General features: G+C 72.5%; 3 protein-coding genes. 2 read left to right on the forward strand and 1 reads right to left on the reverse strand.

What is annotated here, in order from left to right; all coding sequences use genetic code 11:
* Positions 1-519, reverse strand: a 519-nt coding sequence (locus AB1609_13400; GenBank protein ID MEW6047456.1) for a DUF4384 domain-containing protein, incomplete at its 3' end; no start/stop codon positions are given.
* Positions 520-644: 125 nt separating this feature from the next.
* Here AB1609_13400 and AB1609_13405 point away from each other — a divergent pair.
* Together AB1609_13405 and AB1609_13410 are read left to right on the forward strand one after the other, a co-directional pair.
* Positions 645-3,668 (forward strand): PD-(D/E)XK nuclease family protein, encoded by a 3,024-nt coding sequence (locus AB1609_13405; GenBank protein ID MEW6047457.1) that lies wholly within the window; start codon positions 645-647, stop codon positions 3,666-3,668.
* Positions 3,668-6,450, forward strand: a 2,783-nt coding sequence (locus tag AB1609_13410; GenBank protein MEW6047458.1) for a UvrD-helicase domain-containing protein, incomplete at its 3' end; no start/stop codon positions are given. The genes AB1609_13405 and AB1609_13410, both read left to right, overlap by 1 nt.

Below are 6,450 nucleotides of genomic sequence, written 5' to 3' on the forward strand. Positions count from 1 at the left end.
CTTCACCTCGGGGCCGTTCTTGCCAAGTTGGGGGAACGGCGAACGCACGAAGGCCGAGGCCGGCGTCAGGTCCTTCAGAGGGGTGCGTGTGGCGATGATTTGCAGGTACTCCGCACCCGGCGGGCCTGACACGATGAGGCTATACGGCCGGCCCGGGATGGTGTGCGTGCCGGCGTTGACGTGGTTGTCCATCTCGTAGCGGCTGGGGAAGATGAGCCGCACCCGGCCGGTCGTGTCCAGATCGTAGATGTAGACGTGGGCGCGCTCGCTGACGTAGAAGCTGACCCGCACCCGGTCGCCCTCGAGGTAGCGCGCCCTGTCGGTCCAGACGCTGGTGCGCAGGCCCGACGGCTCGGGCCGGATGATGATGGCCTCCGGCTTGAGGGGCGGGGTGCCTCCGGGCTGGGGCGGCGATCCCTCCGTATCGGAAGCGTCTCCGGCCACCGGCGTGACCAGCAGCGCAGCCGCTACCACCGCCACGGCTGCCCCCCTCAGGTATCCCCAGCGCGGCTTTCGCATCGGCTTCCATCGCCTCCGGCCGGCAGGAGGGGCGCGCCAGCGGCCTTCTGCGGCAAGCGCCCCCGAAAGGAGATTCGGCCTCGGGGCGGGAAAACCTGGGCAGCGGGGCAGGTGGATGCGAGGGCATGGACGTTGCCGTCGGTAAGCGCTGCGGGACCCCTTGTCTTTCGCAAGCCGCCTTTCTCGATCGCCTGGCAGCCTGGCGGCGGGAGCACCCTCTGGAACCCGTCGTCGTGGTTGGCCCATCGTGGGAGGCCTGCCTGCAGGCCACGCGCCGCCTGGCGGAACGTCTCGCAGGAGCTTGTTGTCTGGGTGTTTACGCGATCACGCCCGGGAGCCTGGTGCAGAAGCTGAGCGCGCCGGACCTGGCGGAGGCCGGCATCCGGGAGCTTTCCCCCTGGGGACTCGAGTACCTGGCCTGGCAGGCGGCCAGGCGCCGGCACGGGTACTACCGAATGGTGGCCGACCGCCCGGGCTTCACGGCGGCTCTTGCCCGGACGGTAGCGTTCCTGCGGGCCCACGGCGTCTCTCCCGAGAAGCTGAAGGCTGCCGCTGAGCACGCCCCGGGGGAGGACAGGCCCCGCCTGTCGGCTCTGTCCGCCCTCTACGAGGACGTCAGCCGCCGGCTGGCTTTTGAGCCCGGGGCCCGGTGGGCCGATCCGGCGGCCCGCTTCGTGAGCGCCATCCGGTGTGCCCGCGCGGGCCAGGCGGCGCAGCGGCTGGGTGCGTCCCACCTGATCCTCTGGGCCGTGGACTTCCTTTTCGACCCCGCCCACCTCTGGCATGCCCTCGTGAACGAACTCCAGGCGCCGGGCTCGGGCCTGACCGTCGAGCACGTCCCGGCGGGGGCGGCCGGTGACGAGGTGGGGCTCCCCCCAGACGTCGAGGTGGTCGCCGCGCCCGACGAGGTCCGGGAGGCCGAACTGGCCGTCCAGCAGCTTCTGCGGGCGGCCGACGGCGGCGTGCCGTTCTACCGAATGGCGGTGGTGGTGCGCCAGGACGAACCCTACCGCCACCTCGTGGCCGACGCCATGCGGCGGGCCGGAATCACCGCCTACGTGCCGGGGGCCGAACGCCTGTCGCAGTCCCCGGCCGCTCGCGCCCTGCTCGGCTGGCTGGAACTGGTGGAAACGGAACTCCCGCGGGCCCCGACCCTGGAGTGGCTGGCGTCGTCGCCTCTCAAGCCCGGGTGGCTCGCCCTGTCCCGGGAGGCGTGGCAGGTGGGTGCCTGGGATCCGCTGTCGGCCCGGGCCGGGATCGCCGGCGGGTTCGACCAGTGGGAAAGCCGCTTGATGGCGGCCGAGGCCCGGTTGCGGGACAGCGCGCACTGGCAAACGTTCGCCGCGGCCGCTCGCCGGCTCGTGGCGGAGGCGAGGGCGTTTCCCCGGGAGGGTTCCTGGAGAGAACTTTCGAGGGCGTGCCGGGCGTGGCTCGGCGCGGCGGTGGAAGAGGGAGAGGAACGGGATCGCGTCGACGGCAGCCTGGAGTCGCTGGAGGCGCTGGACGAGCTCAGGCCGCCGGACGCGCCGGTTTCCCTCGACCTGTTCCGGCAGGCCATCGGCGCTGCCTTCGAACGGGAGGGCCGTTCCTCCGGCCGGTTCGAGCAGGGCGGGCCGGCGCTGTTGAGCGCGCACCAACTTCAAGGTTGCAGCTTTGCGCTCACGGTGGCAGTCGGGCTCACAGACCCGGGCTGGCCGCAGGAGGCCCCCAGGGATCCCCTGCTGAGCGAGGCCGACCTCGAGCGGCTGGGGCTGGGAACGCCCGGCGAGCGCGCCGCCTGGCGGTCGTTGCGGGAACAGCACCTCTTCGGGGCGGCCTGTGCCTCGGCGGAGCGGCGGCTGGTGCTCAGCTGGCCCCGCGCGGAGGCGCTCACCGGCAAGGAGCGCGTCTCGTCCCCTTTCCTGAACGGGCTCTCGGACCGGCTCGCCAAGGCCGCCCGGCCGTCAAGCGCAACCGCGGCAGGTGCGGCCGTCTCCGGTGAGCCCGTGGATCGCGCGGGGTTCGACGTTCAGGTGGCGGCTCGGTGGCCTCGCCACGCCTGGGGGTACCTGCAGGCGCACTACCCGGAGGCGGCGGCCGGCGCCGAGGCCCGGCGTCGCCGTTGGAGCCAAAAGCCCGGCCCCTGGGACGGGCTCGTCGACGCGGCCGTTGCGCCGGGCGGCACGCTGCCTGCGGTTGTGCACGTGTCGCCGACCGGCCTCGAAACCTACGCCCGCTGCCCCCGCCGGTTCTTCTTCAGCCGGCGGCTCCATGTCTCGGACGAGGAAGTGCCCGAGGAGGCCGAAGGGCTGCTTGGACCCGCGAAAGGCAGCGTCTTGCATCGCGCGCTCCAGATCTTCTTCGAACGGTGGCTGCACGCCCGGGCGGTTGCCGGCTCCGTCGGCCGGGGCTCCACCCATCCCCCCGGGCCCCCGCAGCCTGCGGCGCCCGGCCCATGGCGGGCGTGGCTCTGGGAGGCGCTGGACGCAGCCATCGAGGAGAACTTTGTGGCGGTAGCCGCCCTGCCGGGCGTCGCCCGGCTCCAGAGAGAACTGGTCTTCGAAGCGCTTTCCCGCTTCGTGTCTGCCGAGCTTGAGGCCATAGCGGCCGGCCCGTGGCAGCCTCGAGCGTTCGAGCGGGAGTTCGACGACGTCAAGCTGGCCCCGGCGGACAGCCCCACGCTTCACGTGCACGGGCGCGTTGACCGGCTGGACGTTCGCCTCGAGGAGGCGGGCGGCACCGCCGTCGGTGGCCGCGTCGTGGACTACAAGACCCGCGCGCCCCGCCCGCTGCCCGGGCCCGACCGGCTCGAACGGGGCCAGTCCCTGCAGCTTCCGCTTTATCTGCAGGCCGCAAGCACCCTCACCGGCCTGCCCGTCGAACGGTGCGAGGCGCAGCTCGTCTTCATCGGGGAAGACGGCACGCGCTCCGAGGTGGTGCTCCCGGGGACGATGTGGCGCGAGCTGGAACCGGCCCTCCTGCGCGTTGTGGGCACCCTCGGGAACGGCCTCGCCTCGGGCACGTTCATGGCTCTTCCGGACAGGAACGTTCAGTGTTCCGGGTGCGCCTTCTACCCGGTCTGCGGCCCCGAAGCCCGCCGCCAGGCCGAACGTAAGCGCCATGCGGCGCCTGCACAGGCCCTGCTTGCGATGCGAGCGGAGGTGCGCTGATGCCCGACGGCCCCTCGCCCGGTTCCCGGCCGTTGGTGGACGAGCCGGCACGCCGGCGCATTCTCGAGGAGACCGACCGCTCGTTTTGCGTCGAGGCCGCGGCGGGCACCGGCAAGACCACGCTGCTCGTCGGGCGCATCCTGCGGGTGCTGGCCAGCGGGCGCGTGCGCGCCTCGCAGCTCGCAGCCATCACCTTCACGGAACTGGCCGCCGCCCAGCTCAAGAGCCGCCTGCGCGAGAAGCTGCAGGAAAGCTCCAGCCCGGAGCACCGGCGCGCCCTCGAGGAACTCGAAAGCGCCCAGATCTCCACCATCCACTCCATGGCCCTGGCCATCTTGAAGGAACGCTCGGTGGAGGCGGGGCTCGACCCGGGCTTCGAGACGCTCGACCCGGCCCAGGCAACCGAACTCCTCGACCAGCTCTGGCGCACCTGGCTCGAGGAGCAGGCCGGCGCTTCGGGCGACGGTTCTGGAAGCCGGGCGCTTTGCCTTGCGCTGGCGTGTGGTTTGGGCCTCCCTGACCTGAAGAGGGCCGCCCTGCGCCTGTATGAACACCGGGACGTGGCGCTTCAACAGTCTGCCGCCGGAGACGGGGGCCCGGCGGCGGTGGCCGAGGCGCGGCGGCGCCTGGCCGGGGCGCTCGATGCCTTGGGCGAGAGCCTGGAGCGGCTGCGCCACCTGGTGGGCTCCGGCTGCACCGACAAAGGGGACAGGCTGGCGTCGGCCGTTCACGGCGTGGCGGAGTTCGTCGCCCGGCGGCCCGCGCCGGCCATCGCGCCAGCGGGCGAGGCGGCGTTGGACGATTTGCGCGAGGCGCTGCAGTGGGCTTCCGCTCTTCGCGAACACGTCAGGGAGCTCAAGACCGCTGCGCCCGAGAGACTGGGCGCCCGGAAGAACTGGGCAAGCCGCGGCGAACTGGACGAAGCGCGGGCGGCCTTCCAGGATCTGGCGGAGGCCGCCGGGCTCGTTCTTGCCGAAGCCGGCCAGGCCATCGCCGCACTCCTGCGCTCGTGGCTGCGGGAGTTCGTGCGGTGGGCGCAGGACGAAAAGAAGCGCCGGGGTGTTGCGGACTTCGTCGACCAGCTCCTGTGGTGCCGGGACCTGCTTCGGGACAACCTGGCCGTGCGGCGCCATTTCCAGCAGCGGTTCCGGGCGGTCTTCGTGGACGAGTTTCAGGACACCGACCCGCTGCAGACGGAGATCGTCTTCTATCTCACGGAGCGCGAGCCCCGGGCCCGGGAGTGGCGGGATGCCGCCGTGGGGCCGGGCCGGCTGTTCATCGTGGGCGACCCCAAACAGTCCATCTACCGGTTCCGGCGGGCGGACGTGGAGATGTACCGGGAGGCCGCCGAACTGCTTGGGAGACAGGGATCCAAAGAGACCATCTGTCAGAACTTCCGCACGGTTCCGTCGATTATCAGGGCCGTCAACGCCTTCTTTGCACCGTGGATGGGCGGTGGCGCCCCGGCCGCGGCGTTCCAGCCCGCTTACGTGCCGCTCGAACCCTACCGCGAGGACTGGCAGCCCGCCCCCGACGCGCAAGCACCCGGGGCCTACCGGCTCGCCCCGTCCGAACCGGCGGGCGGGCTTGCGGCCGACCAGGTCAGGCAACTGGAGGCCCGGCTCATCGCGTGGGCCCTGCGCGGCCTGGTCGGTGGCGGCCGGCTCCAGGTGGAAGACCGCGGGGCCTGGCGCATGTCCCGGTGGAGCGATGCCGTGGTGCTGATGCCCGTCTTCACCGGCATCGAGCACCTGGAGGCGGCCCTGGAGGAGGCGCAGGTGCCGTACCGGGTCGTGGGCGGCCGGCTGTTCTACGTGCGCTCCGAGATCCGGGAACTCACCCTGCTCGCCTCGGCCGTGTGGAATCCCGCGGACGGCCTGGCGCTGCTCGGCGCCCTGCGGTCGGCCTTCTTCGGGGTGAGCGACGCCGAACTCGCAAAGTTCGTGGATGCGGGCGGCACGCTGGACGGGTCCGCTCCGGTGCCGGAAAGGGCGCGCCAGGCGGCGCCTGCCGTCGCCCGAGCCATCGACCGGCTGCTCGGGTGGCACGCCGCCCTGAGGCGTCTCCGCCCGGCCGAGGCGCTGCGCCGCATCCTGGACGAAAGCGGCTACCGGGCCTTCCTGCTGATGGCCCCCAACGGGCGCCAGGCGCTCGCCAACGTGGACAAGCTCCTGGCGCAGGCGGCGGCCTTCGAAGAGGCCGGGGCGGTGAGCTTCGGGGAGTTCGTGCGGTGGCTGCGGCGGCGCGCGCCGGGGGGTGCGGCGGAAGCCGAGGAAGAGGATTCCCCGCTGGTCGGAGACGAGGACGTGGTGCGGGTCATGACGGTTCACAAAGCCAAGGGGCTGGAGTTCCCCATCGTCTTCCTCGCCAACCTGGGCGAGCGGCGGGACGACGTGGGATCCGCCGTGGTCGACCGGGCCGCGGGCCGGGTGGAACTGCACTTTGGTCCGGCCGAGTCCGGCATTGAGACGTCGGGCTACCGGCAAGCCGTGGACGCCGAACGAGAGCGCCTGCGCGCCGAACGGGTGCGGCTGTACTACGTGGCGGCCACCCGGGCGCGGGACTACCTGTTTGTCTCCGCACTGCCCGAGGACAAGGGCTTCTGGCGGGAGCTCCGGGAGGCGGCCGGCGCGGCCGCCGTCGAGTCTATCCCCGTGCTGGCGCCGGACCCCGCGGAGGCGCACGCCCTGAGGGAGGCCGCGGCCGCTATGGGCGACACCGGGCCTGATTGGGAGGCGAGCCCGCGGGCAGTCCCGGAGGCCGGCGGGCCCGGGGACCTGGC

The organism is Bacillota bacterium (assembly GCA_040754675.1).
Classification (GTDB): Bacteria; Bacillota; Limnochordia; order Limnochordales; family Geochordaceae; genus Geochorda.